This is a genomic window from Duganella sacchari, from assembly GCF_900143065.1.
GTDB classification, from domain to species: Bacteria; Pseudomonadota; Gammaproteobacteria; order Burkholderiales; family Burkholderiaceae_D; genus Rugamonas; species Rugamonas sacchari.
In genome coordinates this window covers 289,603-307,079 of the sequence record NZ_FRCX01000005.1, presented here as the reverse complement: position 1 = coordinate 307,079, position 17,477 = coordinate 289,603, and the positions used below count along the sequence as shown (strand labels likewise).

Sequence of the window (17,477 nt, the reverse complement as noted above, 5' to 3'; positions counted from 1 at the left end):
AGAGCATCATGGATACCATCACCCATTATATAAACGGCGTCACCGTCGATACGCAAAGCGGCCGCCATGCAGACGTGTTCAATCCCGCATTGGGCGAACCGGTAGCCAGGGTTGCGCTGGGCACGGCGGAGGAGGTTGATGCCGCCGTGCGCGCAGCGGAGCAGGCATTCCCCTCGTGGTCCGCCACGCCACCGCTGACACGTGCGCGTGTTCTGTTCAAGTATCTGCAATTGTGTCAGCAGCACACCGACGAATTCGCGGCCATGGTCACGCGCGAACATGGCAAGACCTTCGCCGACGCGCAAGGCGAGGTGGCGCGCGGGATCGAGATGGTGGAGTTCGCGGTCGGCATACCGCAGATGCTTAAAGGCGAATTCACCGACCAGATTTCGCGCGGCATCGACGCCTGGTCAATGCGCCAGGCATTGGGCGTGGTGGCGGGCATTACGCCGTTTAACTTTCCTGTGATGGTGCCGATGTGGATGTTCCCGGTCGCCATCGCGTGTGGCAATACCTTTGTGCTCAAACCATCCGAGCGCGACCCGTCGGCGTCGCTGCTGCATGCGCGGCTGTTGAAGGAGGCTGGTTTACCTGATGGTGTCTTCAATGTGGTGCAGGGCGATAAGGTCACGGTCGATGCGCTGCTCGACCATCCCGTGGTGCAGGCGATCAGCTTTGTCGGTTCGACGCCGATTGCGGAATATATCTACTCGCGCGGCTGCGCCTCGGGCAAGCGCGTGCAAGCGCTGGGCGGTGCGAAGAATCACATGGTCGTGATGCCGGATGCGGATATGGACATGACCGTCGATGCGCTGATGGGGGCTGCCTTCGGTTCGGCCGGCGAGCGTTGCATGGCGATCTCGGTGGTAGTGGCGGTGGGCGATGCAGGCGACAAGATTGTCGACGCACTGGCAAAGCGCACCGCTGCACTGAAAGTGCGCGACGGTATGGCGGCTGACGCCGAAATGGGACCGGTCGTCACCAGCGCCGCCAAGCAGCGCATAGAGCGCCTGATCGGCGAAGGCGTTGAGCAGGGAGCCAAACTGGTGGTCGATGGCCGCAACCACAAGGTGCCTGGCCGCGACCATGGCTTCTTCATCGGCGGTACCCTGTTCGATCATGTGACACCGGATATGTCGATTTATAAGGAAGAGATTTTCGGGCCGGTGCTGTGCATGCTGCGTTCGCCGGATGTGGGCAGTGCGGTAGAACTGATCAACCGCAATGAGTATGGCAACGGCGTAGCGATCTACACGCGCGATGGCGGCGCGGCGCGCGAGTTCGTGCGCCAGATTCAGGTCGGCATGGTTGGTGTGAACGTGCCGCTGCCGGTGCCGATGGCCTTCAATAGTTTTGGCGGCTGGAAGCGTAGCCTGTTTGGCGATCATCATGCATATGGTCCCGAAGGCGTGCGCTTCTACACGCGGCATAAAGCAGTCATGCAGCGCTGGCCAAATACGGCAAGCGCTGGCGCAGAATTTGCATTCCCTCAGATGAAATAAAAACACCCACCGAGGACCATCATGATCGAATCGATTAGCTACCTGCCCAAAGCGAAGGAAGCCAACGAATCACTGGCGAAAAACTTCACTGACCTTGCACCTGCACTCAACGCGCGCCAGGCTGCGATTGAGGCATCGCGCTGCCTGTATTGCTACGATGCGCCGTGCATGCGCATCTGCCCATCGGAGATTGATGTGGCGAGCTTCATCCGCAATATCCACGATGGCAACGTCAACGGCGCCGCCGTCGGCATCCTGAAACAGAATATCCTTGGCGGCAGCTGCTCGCGCGTCTGTCCGACCGAGATCCTGTGCGAAGACGCCTGCGTGCGGAATCACGATGCGGAAGGCCAGCCCGTCAAAATCGGCCTGCTGCAACGCTACGCCATCGACAACATGCGTCTGGACGCGCATCCGTTCCAGCGCGCTGCCAGCACCGGCAAGAAGATCGCCGTGGTTGGCGCCGGCCCGGCAGGCCTGTCGTGCGCGCACCGCCTGGCCATGCTGGGCAACGACGTTGTGATCTATGAAGCGCAGGAAAAATCCGGCGGACTCAATGAATACGGCATCGCGAAGTACAAGCTGACGGATAACTTCGCGCAGAAAGAAGTCGACTTCCTGCTGCAAATCGGCGGCATCACCATCCAGCACGGCCAGACACTGGGCGGCAATGTGCAGCTGAAAGATCTGCACGCCGCATACGACGCGGTGTTCCTGGGCCTTGGCCTGGGCGCCAGCAAGCAGCTGGGCCTGACCGGCGAAGACGCACCAGGCCTGCTGGCTGCAGTTGACTACATCGCCGAACTGCGCCAGGCGAATGACCTGAGCAAGCTGCCCGTGCCATCGCGCGCCATCGTGATCGGCGCCGGCAATACGGCCATCGATATGGCGGTGCAGATCCAGCGCCTTGGCGCGGATGAAGTCACGCTGGTCTATCGCCGCGGCTTTGAGGCCATGAGCGCAACCGGGCATGAACAGCACATCGCCAAGGAAAATCAGGTCCGCATGCGGACCTGGGCGCAGCCGCAGCAAGTGCTGCTGGATGACGCCGGCCGGGTGCGCGGCATGCGCTTTGAGAAAACGGCGCTGGTCAACGGCCGCCTGTCCGGCACTGGCGAAACCTTCGAGATCGCGGCTGACGCCATCTTCAAGGCCATCGGCCAGAGCATGGACGAAACGAGCATCAGCGATCCGCTGGCGAAAACGCTGAAACGCGACGGTGACAAAATCCACGTCGACGATCAGTTCCGCACAGTCCTGCCGCGCATCTACGCCGGTGGCGACTGTGTGGCGCCCGGGCAGGATCTGACCGTGCAAGCGGTCCAACACGGCAAGCTGGCGGCACATGCCATCCACGCTGACATCAACGGTATGAAGGAGGCTGCATAATGGCTGACCTGAGCATAGAATTCTGCGGCATCAAATCCATCAATCCGTTCTGGCTGGCCTCCGCGCCGCCAACGGACAAGGCCTACAACGTGGTGCGCGCATTTGAGGCAGGGTGGGGCGGCGTGGTGTGGAAAACGCTGGGTGAAGATCCTGCTGCCGTCAACGTCTCGTCACGCTATTCGGCGCACTACGGCAAGAACCGTGAAGTCCTCGGCTTTAATAACATCGAGCTGATTACCGACCGTTCGCTGGAAATCAATCTGCAGGAAATCACGCAAGTGAAGAAGGACTGGCCGGACCGCGTCATCATCGTTTCGCTGATGCTGCCTTGCGAAGAAAAGCTGTGGGCCGATATCCTGCCACTGGTGGAAGCGACGGGTGCGGATGGCATCGAACTCAATTTCGGTTGCCCGCACGGTATGCCGGAACGCGGCATGGGGGCGGCAGTGGGCCAGGTGCCGGAATACGTCGAGATGGTGACGCGCTGGTGCAAGCAGAACACCCGGCTGCCGGTGATCGTCAAGCTGACGCCGAACATCACCGACGTGCGTGCGCCAGCGCGTGCGGCCAAGGCCGGCGGTGCGGATGCGGTTTCGCTCATCAACACCATCAACTCGATTACCCATCTGGACCTGGACCAGATGGTGGCATTCCCTGTTGTCGGCGGCGCCAGCACGCACGGCGGCTATTGCGGCTCGGCCGTGAAGCCGATCGCGCTGAACATGGTGGCGGAGATTGCACGCGATCCGCAGACGGCCGGTTTGCCGATCTCCGGCATCGGCGGCATCGGCAACTGGCGCGATGCGGCAGAGTTCATCGCCCTGGGCTCGGGCTGTGTGCAGGTCTGCACGGCAGCGATGCTGCATGGTTTCCGCATCGTTGAAGAGATGAAGGATGGCCTGTCGCGCTGGATGGACGAAAAAGGCTACAAGAGCATCAGCGAGTTTTCCGGCAAGGCGGTACCCAACACCACCGACTGGAAATACCTCAACATGAACTACCAGGTGATCGCGCAGATCAACCAGGACGACTGTATCAAGTGCGGCCGCTGTTACGTGGCGTGCGAGGATACCTCGCACCAGTCGATTGCACAGCTCATCGACGAGGCAAGTGGCGTGCGGACCTATGAAGTCATCAAGGAGGAGTGCGTTGGGTGTAATCTATGCGAGATCACCTGTCCGGTGCAGGGCTGCATCACGATGGTGCCGCAGGATAACGGCAAGCCATATATGAACTGGACGCAGGATCCGCGCAATCCACGCGCGGAAAGGGTTGCAGAGACGGCGTGATGGCTGCATGCCGCTACCCGCCTGCGGCGCAGCGCAGTGCGGGTGGCGCAGGCCTAAAGGTACGGAACTTGCTGTGGTGGACGGATACATTAACCCTTTGGAGAACGCCCCGTGAGCAAAGAACTCTCTGGCAGCACGCAACTCTGGAACGAAGACCTCGCACCGACCACCGCCGCACAACGTACCTGGCGCTGGTATCACTTCTCCGCGCTGTGGGTCGGCATGGTGATGTGCATACCGGCTTACACCTTGTCGGCCAGTTTGATCGAGGGCGGCATGTCGGGGTATCAGGCGGTGCTGACGGTGTTCCTGGCCAACGCCATCGTGCTGCTGCCTATGCTGCTGATTGGCCATGCCGGTACCAAGTACGGGATTCCGTACGCGGTGCTGGCGCGTGCTTCTTTCGGCACGTCGGGCGCGCGGCTGCCGGCGCTGATGCGTGCGATTGTCGCTTGCGGATGGTATGGCATTCAAACCTGGTTCGGCGGCCAGATGATCTACACGCTGCTGGGCGTGATGATGGGCGGCGAGATCGGTGGCGAGAAGATCGCGGGCCTTGGCATCAATGGTGGCCAGCTACTGTGCTTCCTGGCTTTCTGGGCGATCCAGTTCTATTACATCGTGCATGGCATGGATGCGATCCGCAAACTGGAAACCTACACCGCACCGCTGAAAATCGTGATCTGCTTTGTGCTGCTGGGATGGGTCTACAACAAGGCCGGCGGCTTCGGCGAGCTGCTGTCGGCGCCGTCGCAGTTCGTCGAAGGCGGCAAGAAGGCCGGCCAGTTCTGGACCACATTCTGGCCGTCGCTGACGGCCATGGTCGGCTTCTGGGCGACGCTGGCGCTGAACATTCCCGACTTTACCCGCTTCGCCAAAACCCAGCGCGATCAGGTGATCGGCCAGTCGGTTGGCCTGCCGGTGCCGATGGGGCTTCTGGCGGCAATGGCGGTGATCGTGACTTCGGCCACGGTGGTCTTGTACGGCAAGGCGATCTGGGACCCGGTCGATCTGTCCAGCCGCATGACCGGCGTGGCCGTGCTGGTGGCGCTGCTGGTCCTGTTGATCGATACGGTGTCCGTCAATCTGGCGGCGAACCTGGTCGGTCCGGCGTATGATTTCTCTTCGCTGGCGCCGCGGCAGATCAGCTACAAGGCCGGTGGCTACATCACCGCTGCCATCGCGATCCTGATGATGCCATGGAAGATACTGGAGTCCACCCAGGGCTATATCTTCACCTGGCTGATTGGCTATTCGGCGCTGCTGGGACCTATCGCGGGTGTGCTGATCGTGGACTACTACATGGTCCGCAAGACGGAGCTGAATGTGACGGAACTGTATCGCGAAGATGGCCAGTACTCGTATGGCAAGGGCTGGAATATGGCGGCAATCGTGGCATTTGTCATCGGCGTACTGCCGAATATCCCTGGCTTCCTCAACGCCGCTTTCCCGGCATCCTTCCCGGATGTCGCGGAAGCCTTGAAAACAATTTATACCTACGCCTGGTTCGTTGGCATCGCCATTTCGGCCGTGGTGTACGGGATTATGATGAAAGGGAAGACCGTGCCCGCAGTAAGGGCGCCGGTTCACCCATAAGGAGACGCTTATGAAAACAATCATCCGTGGCGGCACTGTCGTCAACGCCGATCGCGCTTTCCGCGCCGATGTGCTGTGCGATGGCGACAAGATTATCGCCGTGGGCGAAAATCTGGAGGTGCCGTCCGGCGCCAAGATCATCGATGCGGGCGGCCAGTATGTGATGCCGGGCGGGATCGACCCGCACACGCATATGAACCTGCCGTTCATGGGCACGGTGACGCAGGATGATTTCTACACCGGCACGGCCGCGGGGCTGGCGGGCGGCACCACCACCATCATCGATTTTGTGATTCCGTCGCCGAAGCAGAACCTCATCGAGGCCTACCAGCAGTGGCGCGAGTGGGCGAAGAAGTCTGCCGGCGACTATACCTTCCACGTGGCGATCACCTGGTGGGACGACACGGTGCACCGCGACATGGGCATCCTGGTCAAGGACCATGGCGTCAACAGCTTCAAGCACTTCATGGCGTACAAGAACGCCATCATGGCGGATGACGAAACGCTGGTGAAGAGCTTCCGCCGCTGCCTCGACCTGGGGGCGATTCCGACCGTGCACGCAGAGAACGGTGAGCTGGTCTACCAGCTGCAACAAGACCTGCTGAAGCGCGGCCTGACCGGGCCAAGCTCGCATCCGCTGTCGCGTCCACCGGAAGTGGAAGCGGAAGCCGCCAACCGCGCGATTGCCATTGCCAATGTGATGCATACGCCAATCTACATCGTGCATGTGTCCTGTGCCGAATCGCTGGAAGCGATCAGCCGCGCGCGCGCCCATGGACAGCGCGTGTATGGCGAGGCATTGGCCGGCCATCTGGTCATCGACGATAGCGTGTATCACAGCGAAGATCTGGAATTTGCGGCGGGCCATGTGATGAGCCCTCCATTCCGCGGCAAGCATCACCAGAAGGCTTTGTGGGAGGGTCTGCGTGGCGGCAATCTGCATACGACGGCGACCGACCATTGCACTTTCTGCGCCGAGCAGAAGGCCATGGGCAAGGATGATTTCACCAAAATTCCAAACGGTTGCGGCGGGGTCGAGGACCGCATGTCGGTGGTCTGGGATGCCGGTGTCAATACCGGCATGCTGACGCCATCGGAATTCGTCAAGGTCACTTCCACCAATACGGCGCAGATTTTCAATATGTATCCGCGCAAGGGCGTGATTGCACCGGGAGCGGATGCCGATGTGGTGGTGTGGGACCCGGAAGGCACGCGCACCATTTCCGCATTGACCCAGTTTGCCAAGGGCGGCTTCAATGTGTTTGAAGGCCGTACGGTACGTGGTATTCCCAGCACCACGCTGGCCGCCGGTAATGTCGTGTTCCACCGCGGCGTGCTGATGGCAGTGGAAGGTGCTGGCCGTTATGTGAATCGTCCGGCGTTCAAGCCAACGTCCGCGCGTTAAGGAGTCCGAGATGAAAATTAATGGTGACCGCCTGTGGGCATCGCTGATGGAACTGGCCAAAATCGGCGCGACGGAAAAGGGCGGCGTGAAACGCCTGGCGCTGACGGACCTCGACAAGCAGGGCCGCGATCTGGTCGTCGGCTGGGCCAGGGAGGCTGGCCTGTCCATCACGATCGACCAGATCGGCAATGTCTTCATGCGCCGCGATGGCACGAACAACGCGCTGCCGCCCGTAATGACGGGCAGCCATATCGATACGCAGCCGACTGGCGGCAAGTTCGATGGCAATTACGGCGTGCTGGCCGGCCTTGAGGTGGTGCGTACGCTCAACGATCTCAAAATCAAAACCGAGGCGCCGATTGAAGTCGCCTTCTGGACCAATGAAGAAGGCTCGCGCTTCGTGCCGGTGATGATGGGCTCTGGCGTCTTCTGTGGCGCGTTCAGTCTGGAGACTGCTTACGCTGCACGCGATGTTGACGGCAAGTCGGTCGGCGAAGAACTGGAGCGCATCGGCTACAAAGGTCCGCAGGTGCCCGGCGATCATCCCATCGGCGCTTATTTTGAAACCCACATCGAGCAGGGGCCGGTGCTGGAGGATGCCGACAAGGTCATCGGCGTGGTGCCTGCGGTGATGGGTCTTTCGTGGTACGACTGCGTGGTCACCGGCATGGAGGCGCATGCAGGTCCCACGCCGATGCATCTGCGCAAAGATGCGCTGCAAGTCTCGACCAGGATCATGCAGGAAGTCGTCGCCATCGCCAACCGCTATCCGCCCTATGGCCGTGGCACGGTGGGCATGGTGCAGCTGTTCCCGAACAGCCGCAACGTCATTCCGGGAGAAGTCAAATTCAGTATCGACCTGCGCAATGTGAACGATGAACTGCTCAACACCATGCATGGCGAGATGCTGGCTTTTATCGACAAGACCCGCAGCGAAACGGGCTTGAAGATTTCGATTGAGCGCGTGTCTTATTATCCGCCTTGCCCGTTCCATCCCGAATGCGTGGACGCGGTGCGCAACGCCACTGCCAAACTGGGTTACTCGACCATGGATGTGGTGTCCGGCGCTGGCCATGACGCCATCTATGCGGCGCGCCTGGCGCCAGCGGGCATGATCTTCGTGCCCTGCAAGGATGGCATCAGCCATAACGAAATCGAGGACGCCAAGGCCGAACACCTTGAGGCGGGATGCAATGTCCTGCTGCACGCGATGCTGGAGCGCGCACGCGTGGTGTGATGCGCGTTTGACCGCAGCACAGCCGGAGCGCATACTATTTGCTCAGATCAGAGCGCACCGGCTACCAACATGCAAGGACCACACGAATCTCATGCGGAAGCGCTGCAGGCAGCTGTCCTGACGGCCACGCTGGAAAGCATCTCGGATGCAGTCCTGATGCTGGGTCATCACTGGGAAATCCGCTACATGAACGGCAATGCCGAGCGGCTGACCAAGGTGAAACGCGGCGATGTCACTGGCCGCAGCGTGTGGGACGTGTTCCCGGAAGCGGTGGGTGGTCCCTACTACCGCGCGTATCACAAAGCCATAGAAACCAATACCCCCGTCACGTTTGAGGAGCACTATGCTCCGCTGGATCTGTGGACCGAGATCCGCGCCTACCCGTCGGAAGAAGGGTTGACCATTTACTTCCGCGATATCAGCGACCGCAAGGCGACCGAAGCGGAGATCCATCGCCTGGCCTTTTACGACAAGCTGACCGGCCTGCCCAATCGCCAGCTGCTGCTGGACCGCATGGAGCACGCGCTCGCCCTGGGCCGGCGTACTGGCCGCGTGGGCGCCACCTTGTTTATCGATCTGGATAACTTCAAGAATATCAACGACACGCGCGGCCATGACAAGGGCGACACGCTGCTGCAACTGGTGGCGGACCGCTTTAACGATGCCGTGCGCAGTTGCGATACTGTGGCGCGCTTTGGTGGCGACGAGTTTGTCGTACTGCTGGAAGACTTGGGCGCTAATGCGGAGGCGCAGGCGCAGGAGATTTCGTCCAAGCTGCTACTGGCATTTCAAGCACCGTTTGAGGTAGCGGGCACGGAGCATTACACGTCAGCCAGCATCGGCGTCGCACTGTTTGGCCGCGAGACGGCAGGCATCGAGGAGATATTGCAGCGCGCCGACCTGGCGATGTATCAGGCCAAGGCAGCCGGCCGCAGCGCCATCTGTTTCTTTGATCCGGTGATGCAGTCGCGGGTATCGGCACGTGCTGCGATGGAGGCTGACTTGCGCCGGGCGTTGGCCAATCAGGAATTTGAACTGCATTATCAGCCACTGGCGGGGATGACGGGAGAGCTGGCCGGCGTGGAAGCACTGGTGCGCTGGCGCCATCCAGAGCGCGGCCTGATTTCTCCGATTGAATTCATTCCGGTCGCGGAAGACACCAACATGATACTGCCGCTCGGACGCTGGGTGCTGACGGAGGCCTGCCGTCTGTTGTCACGCTGGGCGAACGATCAGCGTACCGCCTCGCTGGAGGTGGCCGTCAATGTCAGCGCCATCCAGTTTCACCGGCCTGACTTTGTCGAGCAGGTGCTGGCGGCACTGTCGCAGACTGGCGCGCGGCCAGACCGGCTGCGGCTTGAACTGACCGAAAGCCTGTTGCTCAAGGACGTGGAAGGCACGGTGGAGAAGATGCAGCGCCTGCGCGCGGCAGGTGTGCGCTTTGCAGTCGATGATTTCGGCACAGGCTATTCGTCGCTATCCTATCTGCACCGGCTGCCGATATCCCAGCTCAAGATCGACCGCTCCTTCATCTGGGACGCCTCCAGGGGCGGCCACGGCGCCGCCATCGTCCGCATGATCGTCGCGCTGGGTAAGACGCTGGAGATGTCGGTGCTGGCGGAGGGGGTGGAGACGGCCGAACAGCTGGCATTTGTCACGGAAGAAGGCTGCCATTATTATCAAGGCTATTTGTTCAGCAAACCGCTGCCGTACAACGAACTGGTGGCGTTCATCGCACGTTATTGATGCATACCGATTCCCAGCAAGCCTATCTCGACGCAAACCACCATATGGCCGCAGGCGACTTTGCCGCTGCGGAGGACTGTTATCTGCAAGCGTTGGCGCTACAGTCATGGCATGCCGCAGCGCGCGCCAATCTGGGATTTCTCAAGGAGCAGCAGGGCGCCAATGCGGAAGCGGAGTTCCACTATCGCCAGGCGATAGCGCTGATGCCGGATCATGCGCAGCTTCACCAGAATCTGGGCGCATTGATGTTAAAGGAAAAGCGCTTTGCCGAAGCTGAACTGGCGATGCGAACCACCATTGAGCTGGAGCCCGAGTCGCCTTCGGCATGGAGCCAGCTGGGAGTGCTGATGGTGTGTACACATCGGGAAGCCGAAGGAGAGGCCTGCTACCGGCAGGCGCTTGCGCTGGACCCGCAGCATGCGCGCGCGCAGTTCAACCTGAGCTATCTGCTGTTGAGACAGGCGCGCTTTGAAGAAGGCTGGCGCATGCTGGAAGCGCGCTGGCAATTCGATCAGTTCCCGCTGTCGTTTGACTGTTCTTTCTGGGAAGGCGAACCGCTGGATGGCAAGTCCATCGTGTTGGGCCTGGAAGCTGGCCATGGCGACATGATTCATTTTTGCCGCTACGTGCCACAGTTAAAGGCGCGCGGTGCTGCCCGTGTCGATGTGGTTTGCCATCCGGGTCTCGTACGCTTGCTGGCCACGCTGCCTGGCGTCGATCAGCTGCATGCGCTGGGCGAGACATTGCCGGCTGCCTGGGATTACTGGACGCGTCCCATGCGTCTGCCCTGCTTGTTCCATACCGCGATGAGCACCATTCCGGCCGGCGTGCCTTACCTGCACGCTGAACCGGATCTGGTGGCACGCTGGCGCGAAGTGCTGCCACAGGGCGGCTTGCGCGTTGGCCTGGCGTGGCGCGGCAATGTCAATTTCGAGAACGATGCCGACCGCTCGTTGCCGTCGCTGATGGCGCTCGCGCCGCTGGCTGCGGCAAACGGCGTGGACTTCGTCAGTTTGCAAAAAGGCCCCGGTGAGGAAGAGGCCTTGATGCCGCCGTCAGGCATGCCGCTGCATGCCGTCGGTCCGCAGCTGGCGGATTTTGCGGAGACGGCGGCGGTAATCGCCAACCTCGATCTGGTCATCAGCGTGGATACCGCTGTCGCACATCTGGCGGGGGCATTGGGCAAGCCGTGCTGGCTGCTGCTGCCCGATTATCGCTGCGACTGGCGCTGGATGGCCGGCCGTGGCGATACGCCATGGTATCCATCCATGCGCCTGTTCCGCCAGCCGCATGGCGGCGGCTGGGCGCCAGTGATCGCCGATGTGGCATCGGCGCTGCTCAGCCTTGGAAGTAGTGCTGCGCCATATCCTCGATCAGCGCCAGGCCAGTAGGCGACCAGCCCAGCTGCTGCTGCGTCAGCGTGCTGTCTGCCGGGCAGTCGGCAGCAAAAAAGCGTCCCAGGAAACCAAAGTGGTCCGCCGCTTCGGCCGGGCCAACGCTGACCACCGGCAGATTCAATCCCTTGCCGATAGCCGCCGCGATATCGCGCGCGGCGATGCCTTGTTCGCCGACCGCATGATAGCGCTTGCCGGCGACGCCAAGTTCCAGCGCCAGGCGATATAGCCGCGCCGCGTCGAAGCGGTGCACTGCCGGCCAGCGGTTCCGGCCTTCGCCGATGTAGGCCGACATACCTTTGGCGCGGGCGATATCGACCAGGCGCGGTACGAAGCCGTAATCGCCATCACCATGCACCGATGGGGGCAGGCGTACCAGCGTGGCCCGTACGCCGCGCTCGACTAACGACAGCGTCTGTGCCTCCGACGCTGTGCGATGCTGCGCCGGGCCTTGCGGATCGGGACCATCGTTCTCGCTGCCGGTAACGCCGTGCTTCAGCAAGGCGCTGGCGGAGGTCGTGACCAATGGCTTGCCGGTGCCGGCCAGTGCATCGCCCATGGCGGCGATGGCGGCGCGGTCGGTTTCGCCAGCGGCGTTGAAGTCCTTGAAGTCGTGGATGAAGGCCGTGTGGATCACGCCATCGCAAGCGCGGGCGCCGGCGACCAGGCTGTCCAGGTCCGACAGCTCGCCGCGATGCACGGCGATGCCGCGGCGTGCCAGCGTTTCCGCTCCCTCATCCGTGCGGGCCATGCCCAGAACGTCGTGGCCTGCGCCCAGTAATTCCTGAATGACGGCCGAACCTACCCAGCCGGTTGCTCCTGTTACGAATACTTTCATTGCATATCTCCTTGGTTGGATGATGTGCATGATACGGTTCAGAAATCAGACGATCAATGCTGTAGAATCCGTACTTTCTTTGTATTCGTCCTGAAATCATGGATCCACTATCAGACGTGCTGTCGCTGCTGAAGCCGCGCAGCTATATGGCAGGCGGCTTTGATGCCGCCGGTGACTGGGCGCTGCAGTTCCATCGCCCGGAGGGCATCAAGTGCTACGCCGTGGTGAACGGCGAGTGCTGGCTGGCGGTGGAGGATGTGCCAGAACCGGTGCGCCTGAAAGCCGGTGACTGCTTCCTGCTGCCGCGCGGCCGTGCATTCCGCCTCGCCAGCGATCTGTCACTGCCGCCCGTGAATGCGTTGGAGCTGCTGCACCGGCGGCGCGTGGGCGGCATCGGCATCATCAACGATGGCGGCGGCTGCATGATCGTCGGCGGCCACTTTGTTTTCCATGGCAAGCACACCAGCGTGCTATTGGAGGCACTGCCGCCCATCGCCCACGTGCACAAGGATACGGACCGCGAAACGCTGCGCTGGTCGCTGCAGCGCCTGGCGGCCGAGCTGCGCGAGCAGCGGCCCGGCCATGTGCTGATCGCGCAGCACATGGCGCACATGATGCTGGTGCAGGCTTTACGTCTGGTGCTGGCGGAGGCAGAGGGCAGTGGCGTGGGCTGGCTGTATGCGCTGGCCGATCCGCAGATCGGTGGCGCCATTGGCGCGCTGCATGCGGAGCCTGCGCAGCGCTGGACGCTGGAGAGTCTGGCGCAGCATGTCGGAATGTCGCGCTCCACATTGGCCCTGAAGTTCAAGCAGACCGTCGGCACCTCGCCGATGGAATACCTGACGCGCTGGCGCATGCTGCTGGCGGGCGACCGGCTGGTGCATTCGAACCAGCCGGTATCGGCGATCTCGCAGGCACTGGGCTATGAATCGGACAGCGCTTTCAGTACAGCCTTCAAGCGCGTGATGGGATGCTCGCCGCGCCAGTACGTGCGCGATCAGGCTGCGTAGCTGCGCAGGAAGTCCAGCAGCACGCGGGCGGCGATGTCGGCATCGTCAGCCGTCATGGTCTCCAGCGGATTGTGGCTGATGCCGCCGTTGCCGCAGCGCGTGAACAGCATGGCGACATCGGTGATGGCGGCCATGGCCATCGCGTCGTGACCGGCGCCGGACAAGAGATCGAAGCGCGGCAGGTCGGCACGTTCTATCGCAGCGCCGAATTGCTGCATCAGGCGCGCTGCACATGGCGCCGCGCTGGCATCGACGATCTGCTCGATGCTGCATTCGATCTGACGGCGTGCGCAAATAGCGGCGATGCCGTCCAGTACATCCTTCACTGCTGCGAGACGCACAGCGTCGTCGGCCGCGCGGATATCCAGCGACAGCTTGCAGGCGCCGGGAATCACGTTGACCGAACCTCCGGGCACTTGCAACTGACCGACAGTGCCGACCAGCGAGGGGGCTTGCGCACAGCGCTGTTCAACCAGCAGCACAATCTCCGCTGCTGCAGCAGCAGCGTCTTTGCGCATGCTCATTGGCGTGGTGCCGGCGTGGCTGGCCAGGCCGGTGAGATCGACCAGGTAGCGCGAGCTGCCGGCAATGGCGGTGACCACGCCCAGCGCCAGATCGCGTTGCAGCAGCACGGGGCCTTGTTCGATATGGACTTCCACAAAACCCAGCAGGTCAGCCGGATTGCGGGCAATCGCGGGAATACGCGCGACATCGTGGCCCGCAGCCAGCAGCGCATCGCGCATGCTGACGCCATCGGCATCCGTCTGGTGCAGCAGCGACAGATCAAAGTGCCCGGTAACGGCGGTGCTGCCGAGGAAGGTGCTCTTGAAGCGTACGCCTTCTTCCTCTGCAAAGCCGATGATCTCCAGATTGAAGGGCAGTTTTTCGCCGCGCGCATGCAGGCTGCGCGCAATGGCGATCGGCAGCAGAATGCCGAGGCGACCGTCGTACTTGCCGCCGTTACGCACGGTGTCGTAGTGCGAGCCGGTTATCAGCGTTTTGGCGTTTGCCGCGTCGGAACGGTAGACGCCGACCACATTGCCGACGGCATCGATGTGCGCATCCATGCCGGCTTCGCGCATCCAGTCCAGCAGCTGGGCAGCCGTCTTGCGGTGCGCCGGTGTCATGTAGGCGCAGGTCAGTGCGTCCTCGTCGTCGCTCCATGCGCCGATCGTCTCGCACCATTGCATGATGGTGGGGCCGAATTCCAGCTGCACGGCCAGCAGGTCGTTGATGCGGATTTCGGCGATGCGCTTGATCTGGCGTAGGCACTCGGCGATTTCATCGGCGCGCTGGTTTTTCAGGCGGCGCGTAAAGGTGGCGATCACGCTCTGGCGCGTCAGGCCTTGTCCGGTGGGACCCTTGACGGCGAGGATGAAGGGGAAACCGAATCTGGCGTTGTAGTCCGCATTCAACTGGTGCAGCGTGGCGAATTCCTCCGCACTGCAAAGGTGCAGCCCCGACCTGGCTTGTTCGCTGGTCGATTCCGCCGTCAGCTGGCCGGCCACCGCAGCTTTGCCTGCCAGTTCTGGGTGGGCGCGGATCAGGCCCAGTTGTTCATCCAGCGTGGCGTTGCTGACCACAGTCTGCATGGCCTGCTTCAATGCGGTGACGCTGTTGAATGGCCGTTGTGCGGCAGCGCGTTCCGGTATCCACGGTGAATGCTCGTAGATGCCGCGCAGGCGTTCAACGAAAGTGGCGGCGTCGCAGCTATTGAGGTCGGAGAGTGTCATCATAAGCTCCATCATATCGTGCCAGCGCCGCCGCAATATATGCGGTATGCCGTAAGGTTTATATCATTGCGCTTACTTCTGCGCCAGCGACTTGGCGGCGGCGGCGACCTGGTCGCGCAGCCATTTGTGTTCCGGCGCCTGATGCACGCGTTCATGCCACAACTGGTAGAAGCGCATGGCCGGGAATTTCACCGGCACCGTGTAGGTCTTCAACGGCATCTGCTTTTCATAGTGGCGCACGAACTGGCTGCCGGTGGTGAGTACCAGGTCGGTCTGCGCCAGCATATTCGGGATCAGGCCGAAGTACGCCGACTCGACCACCACGTTGCGCTGCAAGCCCTGGCGCTCCAGGTAATCATCAATGACGCCGAGGTAGCCGGGCAGGATCTGCGTGGGCGCCACATGCGGCAGCGTGAGGTAATCGTCCATGGTCATCTTGTCGCTGGCGGTGCGCAGCGCATACGGGCAGTCGGCGCGCATCATGCAGATGATGGGGTCCTCGAACAGCTTGGACATGTGCAGATGCTCGGGCGGCTCGTCCCAGTTGGCGATGACCAGGTCCATGTCGCCATCGGACAGCAGGCGCACGTAATCGACGCCGGGGCCGAGGCTGTGAATCCTGATGCGGCTATTGGGCGAGCCGCGGCGCAGCGCCGCCACCAGGTTGGGCAGGAACTGGCTGTCCAGATAATCCGGCGCGGCGACGTGGAAGGTGCGCGCCTCTTCCTGTGGTACGAAAGGTGCTTTCTTGAGGAAGAGATTCTCGGTTTCGTCGAGAATGCGCTTTGCCGGTGCAAGCAGGCTTTCACCGTGCTGGGTCGGCACCATGCCGCGCGCGCCACGCACCAGCAGCGGATCGCCCGTCAGCTCGCGCAGCTTGCGCAGCGATGCGGAGATCGAAGGCTGCGGCTGATTCAGTTTGAGGGCGACGCGGGAGACGTTCTTCTCCACCAGCAGCAGATAGAGAATGCGGATCAGGTGGAGGTCCAGGTGTTGCGGCAAAGCGGACATGAGCAGACTAATGTTATACGGGATCGGATATGTCTAATATACTCTAATGTTCATGTAGTAGGAATCAAATCCGTTTATCTTCTGTAAATTAGCCACATCTTTGACCTGTCAAATTACATGGAATATCTGATCCCGTACGGCCTTGAGTGGGCAAACCTGCTGGTGCGCTGGCTGCATATCATCACCGGCATCGCCTGGATAGGCGCCTCGTTCTACTTTGTGTGGCTGGACAATTCCATCCGTCCGCCGGCGCCCGGTTCGGAACTGGCGAAGAAGGGTGTATCGGGTGAGCTGTGGGCCGTTCATGGCGGCGGTTTCTATAATCCGCAGAAGTACCTGGTGGCGCCGGCCGAGCTGCCGAAAGAACTGCACTGGTTTAAATGGGAGGCTTACTCCACCTGGCTGTCCGGGATCGCGCTGCTGACCATTGCCTACTACTTCAACGCGCAAGCCATGATGATCGATAAGTCGGTCGCGGACATCAGCAGTTTGCAGGCCGTGGGTATCGGCGTCGGCACGCTGGTGATCGGCTGGACCGCGTATGACCTGCTGTGCCGCTCGCCGCTGGGCAAGCGCGATGGCTGGTTTGGTGTGGTGATCTTTGCGCTGATCGTGGCGGCGGCCTATGGCCTCACGCACGTGCTGAGCGGGCGTGCGGCCTACATCCACATTGGTGCGCTGATCGGCACCATCATGGTGGGCAATGTGCTGATGTTGATTATTCCTGGCCAGCGCAAGATGGTGGAAGCCATGTCGGCCGGCCGCATGCCGGACCCGGTACACGGCCAGAAAGCCAAGCAGCGCAGCGTACACAATAACTATTTCACGCTGCCGGTGCTGTTCATCATGATCAGCAACCACTATGCGATGACTTACCGGAATGACCATGCGTGGCTGGTGCTGGCCTTTATCATGGCGGCCGGCGTCTTCATTCGCCACTTCTTCAATCTGCGCCACAAAGGGCGCGTGGAGTGGCGCTATCCAGCCATCGGCGTGGCGCTGCTGGCTGGTGTCGCGGTGGCGATTGCACCGGCCAAGCCAGTTGCGGTGGCGCCTGCGGCGGATCCGGCGGCGGAATTCGCCAAGGTGAAAACGGTGATCGAGCAGCGCTGCGTAGCGTGCCACTCGGCGCATCCTACACAGGCCGGTTTTGCCACTGCGCCGCTGGGTGTGACATTCGATAACGCGGACCAGATTCACCAGGGTGCAGAAAAAATCTACAAGCAGGTAGTGCAGACCAAGGCGATGCCGCTGGCTAACCTGACCAATATGACCGATGCCGAACGCGCGCAGATCGCTGCGTGGTACGAGGCCGGTGCGAAATGAA

Annotated in this window: 13 protein-coding genes; 10 read left to right on the top strand and 3 right to left on the bottom strand. The window is 61.6% G+C overall.

Annotation, left to right across the window (positions count from 1 at the left end; genetic code table 11):
- Positions 1–8 precede the first annotated feature (8 nt).
- From BUA36_RS12915 to BUA36_RS12880, 8 genes are all read left to right on the top strand, one after another.
- The gene (locus BUA36_RS12915; protein ID WP_072785076.1) at positions 9–1,502 is read left to right on the top strand and encodes a CoA-acylating methylmalonate-semialdehyde dehydrogenase; all 1,494 of its coding nucleotides are present in this window, start codon (positions 9–11) and stop codon (positions 1,500–1,502) included.
- 18 nt (positions 1,503–1,520) lie between these two features.
- Complete coding sequence (locus BUA36_RS12910; RefSeq protein WP_084560135.1) at positions 1,521–2,891, top strand: NAD(P)-dependent oxidoreductase; 1,371 nt, start codon at positions 1,521–1,523, stop codon at positions 2,889–2,891.
- Positions 2,891–4,180: an NAD-dependent dihydropyrimidine dehydrogenase subunit PreA gene (preA, locus tag BUA36_RS12905; RefSeq protein WP_072785074.1), complete on the top strand. Its 1,290-nt coding sequence runs from the start codon at positions 2,891–2,893 to the stop codon at positions 4,178–4,180. The genes BUA36_RS12910 and preA overlap by 1 nt, the downstream gene beginning before the upstream one ends.
- Positions 4,181–4,291: 111 nt before the next feature.
- A complete protein-coding gene (locus BUA36_RS12900; protein WP_072785073.1) occupies positions 4,292–5,776 on the top strand; it encodes an NCS1 family nucleobase:cation symporter-1 in 1,485 nt (494 codons plus the stop codon).
- 10 nt (positions 5,777–5,786) lie between these two features.
- On the top strand, positions 5,787–7,181 hold the full coding sequence (gene hydA, locus BUA36_RS12895) for a dihydropyrimidinase (RefSeq protein ID WP_072785072.1): 1,395 nt from the start codon (positions 5,787–5,789) through the stop codon (positions 7,179–7,181).
- Positions 7,182–7,191: 10 nt separating this feature from the next.
- The gene (locus BUA36_RS12890; protein WP_072785071.1) at positions 7,192–8,418 is read left to right on the top strand and encodes a Zn-dependent hydrolase; all 1,227 of its coding nucleotides are present in this window, start codon (positions 7,192–7,194) and stop codon (positions 8,416–8,418) included.
- 69 nt (positions 8,419–8,487) lie between these two features.
- Positions 8,488–10,164, top strand: coding sequence for a putative bifunctional diguanylate cyclase/phosphodiesterase (locus BUA36_RS12885; protein WP_072785070.1), 1,677 nt, complete (start codon positions 8,488–8,490; stop codon positions 10,162–10,164).
- Positions 10,164–11,555: a tetratricopeptide repeat protein gene (locus tag BUA36_RS12880; RefSeq protein ID WP_072785069.1), complete on the top strand. Its 1,392-nt coding sequence runs from the start codon at positions 10,164–10,166 to the stop codon at positions 11,553–11,555. Before BUA36_RS12885 ends, BUA36_RS12880 begins: the two co-directional genes overlap by 1 nt.
- On the opposite strand, the gene BUA36_RS12875 is transcribed toward BUA36_RS12880, so the two are convergent.
- Entirely contained in the window at positions 11,503–12,396 is an 894-nt protein-coding gene (locus tag BUA36_RS12875; RefSeq protein ID WP_072785068.1) for an SDR family oxidoreductase, read from the bottom strand. The genes BUA36_RS12880 and BUA36_RS12875 overlap by 53 nt on opposite strands.
- Positions 12,397–12,494: 98 nt before the next feature.
- On the opposite strand from BUA36_RS12875, the gene BUA36_RS12870 reads away from it, so the two are divergent.
- Positions 12,495–13,406: an AraC family transcriptional regulator gene (locus BUA36_RS12870; RefSeq protein ID WP_072785067.1), complete on the top strand. Its 912-nt coding sequence runs from the start codon at positions 12,495–12,497 to the stop codon at positions 13,404–13,406.
- Here the strand turns inward: BUA36_RS12870 and BUA36_RS12865 are convergent.
- Complete coding sequence (locus tag BUA36_RS12865; protein ID WP_139260527.1) at positions 13,394–15,142, bottom strand: allantoate amidohydrolase; 1,749 nt, start codon at positions 15,140–15,142, stop codon at positions 13,394–13,396. The two genes, BUA36_RS12870 and BUA36_RS12865, sit on opposite strands and share 13 nt — an antisense overlap.
- 69 nt (positions 15,143–15,211) lie before the next feature.
- Positions 15,212–16,150 (bottom strand): LysR substrate-binding domain-containing protein, encoded by a 939-nt coding sequence (locus BUA36_RS12860; RefSeq protein WP_072785066.1) that lies wholly within the window; start codon positions 16,148–16,150, stop codon positions 15,212–15,214.
- Between the two features lie 117 nt (positions 16,151–16,267).
- On the opposite strand from BUA36_RS12860, the gene BUA36_RS12855 reads away from it, so the two are divergent.
- A complete protein-coding gene (locus BUA36_RS12855) occupies positions 16,268–17,476 on the top strand; it encodes a urate hydroxylase PuuD (RefSeq protein WP_072785064.1) in 1,209 nt (402 codons plus the stop codon).
- The last annotated feature ends 1 nt before the right edge of the window (position 17,477 follow it).

Excerpts from the sequence above, each read along its gene's own strand:
- BUA36_RS12915 (WP_072785076.1), top strand. The coding sequence starts at position 9 with ATGGATACCATCACCCATTATATAAACGGCGTCACCGTCGATACGCAA.
- preA (WP_072785074.1), top strand. The coding sequence starts at position 2,891 with ATGGCTGACCTGAGCATAGAATTCTGCGGCATCAAATCCATCAATCCG.
- hydA (WP_072785072.1), top strand. The coding sequence starts at position 5,787 with ATGAAAACAATCATCCGTGGCGGCACTGTCGTCAACGCCGATCGCGCT.
- BUA36_RS12890 (WP_072785071.1), top strand. The coding sequence starts at position 7,192 with ATGAAAATTAATGGTGACCGCCTGTGGGCATCGCTGATGGAACTGGCC.
- BUA36_RS12885 (WP_072785070.1), top strand. The coding sequence starts at position 8,488 with ATGCAAGGACCACACGAATCTCATGCGGAAGCGCTGCAGGCAGCTGTC.
- BUA36_RS12880 (WP_072785069.1), top strand. The coding sequence starts at position 10,164 with ATGCATACCGATTCCCAGCAAGCCTATCTCGACGCAAACCACCATATG.
- BUA36_RS12875 (WP_072785068.1), bottom strand. The coding sequence starts at position 12,396 with ATGAAAGTATTCGTAACAGGAGCAACCGGCTGGGTAGGTTCGGCCGTC.
- BUA36_RS12870 (WP_072785067.1), top strand. The coding sequence starts at position 12,495 with ATGGATCCACTATCAGACGTGCTGTCGCTGCTGAAGCCGCGCAGCTAT.
- BUA36_RS12865 (WP_139260527.1), bottom strand. The coding sequence starts at position 15,142 with ATGATGACACTCTCCGACCTCAATAGCTGCGACGCCGCCACTTTCGTT.
- BUA36_RS12860 (WP_072785066.1), bottom strand. The coding sequence starts at position 16,150 with ATGTCCGCTTTGCCGCAACACCTGGACCTCCACCTGATCCGCATTCTC.
- BUA36_RS12855 (WP_072785064.1), top strand. The coding sequence starts at position 16,268 with ATGGAATATCTGATCCCGTACGGCCTTGAGTGGGCAAACCTGCTGGTG.